Annotated in this window: 3 protein-coding genes; all 3 read right to left on the bottom strand. The window is 57.2% G+C overall.

What is annotated here, in order from left to right:
* A partial coding sequence (locus AC2VLY_RS09615; protein ID WP_486922169.1) for an MFS transporter occupies positions 1–794 on the bottom strand: 794 nt, incomplete at its 3' end.
* The gene (gene fghA, locus AC2VLY_RS09620; RefSeq protein ID WP_300252758.1) at positions 787–1656 is read right to left on the bottom strand and encodes an S-formylglutathione hydrolase; all 870 of its coding nucleotides are present in this window, start codon (positions 1654–1656) and stop codon (positions 787–789) included. The genes fghA and AC2VLY_RS09615, both read right to left, overlap by 8 nt.
* 8 nt (positions 1657–1664) lie before the next feature.
* On the bottom strand, positions 1665–2131 hold a 467-nt coding region (locus tag AC2VLY_RS09625; RefSeq protein WP_486922170.1), incomplete at its 5' end, for a zinc-binding dehydrogenase.

Below are 2131 nucleotides of genomic sequence, written 5' to 3' on the forward strand. Positions count from 1 at the left end.
ACCATGGGGAAATAGAGACCAATCCCGAGGCCGACCACGTCCAGACAAAACCAGGGGAAAACGCTGAGAAAAAGGCGTCGTAACCAGGCCTTACGGAGCAGAATGCGCCACGATTGACGCTGAATCTGAAAACTTTCGAGTTCCGTCTGCCGCTGCGCTTGCGAATAAGCTGGCTGTAGCTGCGCCAGGGCTTCTTCTGCCTGCTGATATTGCCCTTTGCGCACCAGCCAGCGCGGTGATTCCGGCAAGCCACGACGCAGCCAGAGCAAGGCCAGGGCGGGGACGATGGCGCTGCCCAGCATCCAGCGCCAGGAGTCGGGTCCGGTGGATAGCAGTGCCCAGCCGACCAGGGTGGAGAGCAATGCGCCTACATACCAGGCCAGATTGACCCGGGCAAAGCGGTTTCCGCGCTGCGCCGACTGGCTGTATTCGGCAACGATGGTGGCCACCAGTGGGTAGTCGAGGCCAATGGCGAGGCCGGTAACGAATCGACCCGCGAAAAGCGCTGCGGTATCCGGACTGAAGGCACTGATCAAGGCTCCCAGCACATAAAGAAAAATGTTGGGAAAAAGCAGCCGGCGGCGACCAAAACGATCCGTGAAAAATCCACCAAATAATCCGCCAATCAGGGAGCCGAGCAGGGCCATGGCCATGAGAATGCCGGTTTCCGTAGCCTGCAGATGCCAGGCACTGCTCAGCGGCAGCAGAACCACCGCCATGATGCTGAGGTCATAGCCATCCAGCAGCATCCCCAACATGGCTGCCCCCAACGCATGCCCGCGACGGTCAGTCATGAGCGGGTGACCTGGGTACAGCACCCAGATGGCGGGCATGAAAATTCAGATGTTCTCCGATGAAACTGCTGATGAAAAAATAGCTGTGATCATAGGTTTCATGCCAGCGCAGGGTGATTTGGGGGTCATTCAGGGCCTCCAGATATTCCGTTTTCAGTTCTGCCTCCAGAAAGGGATCGGCGCGTCCCTGATCTATCAGGATGGGCGGGTGCTGTTGGTCCGAACTTTTGAGGAGTTCCAGGCTGTCATAAGCCAGCCATTGCCGGGTATCGGCACCGAGGTAGCGACTGAAGGCTTTTTGTCCCCAGGGCGTCTGACTGGGGGCGGATACCGGGGCGAAGGCCGACAGGGACTGATACTGCCCGGGTCGTCGTAATCCGCAGACCAGAGCCCCGTGACCGCCCATGGAGTGCCCGCAAATGCCCTGGACGCCTGCGCTCATGGGAAAATTCCGGGCAATGAGGGCGGGAAGTTCTTCGGTTACATAGGAAAACATCTGATAGTGAGTCTGCCAGGGGGCTTGCGTTGCATCCAGATAAAATCCGGCACCGCTGCCGAAGTCCCAGTCGTCATTTTCTCCTGCAATGCCGGTATTACGGGGGCTGGTATCGGGGGCTACCAGGATAAGACCCAGTTCTGCCGCATAGCGCTGAGCCCCCGCCTTGATCATGAAGGTTTCTTCGCTGCAGGTCAGGCCGGCAAGAAAAGTCAGCACCGGAAGTTTTTCCCCTGGTTGATGCGGGGGTATGAAAATCGCAAAACGCATGGGTCCCTGGCAGTGCCGGGATGGATGTTCATAGCGCTCCATGCGCCCGGCAAAGCAGGCATGCGATTCGAGAAGCTCCAGTTCTTGAGCGGGCATGAAATACCTCAGAAAGTCAGCACAGTGCGGATGGATTTACCTTCGTGCATCAAATCAAAGGCGGTATTGATGGATTCCAGTGGCAGGGTATGAGTGATCATCTCATCAATCCGGATTTTACCTTCCATATACCAGTCGACAATTTTGGGCACGTCCGTACGACCTTTGGCTCCGCCAAAAGCAGAGCCGCGCCAGTTACGTCCAGTCACCAGCTGGAAGGGGCGCGTGCTGATTTCCTGGCCAGCTCCGGCGACGCCAATGATGACGCTGGTTCCCCAACCCTTGTGGCAACATTCCAGAGCCTGGCGCATCAACGTGGTGTTACCGATGCATTCAAAGCTGTAGTCTGCTCCGCCTTTGGTGAGGCTGACCAGATAAGGGACCAGATCCTCTTCTACCTCTTTGGGATTGACGAAATGCGTCATCCCGAATTCTTCGGCCAAAGCTTTTTTGGAGGGATTGATATCCACGCCGA

This window comes from Acidithiobacillus sp. TH-A36 (assembly GCF_057473445.1).

Coding starts and splice junctions, on each gene's coding strand:
- fghA (WP_300252758.1), bottom strand. CDS start 1,656: ATGCCCGCTCAAGAACTGGAGCTTCTCGAATCGCATGCCTGCTTTGCC.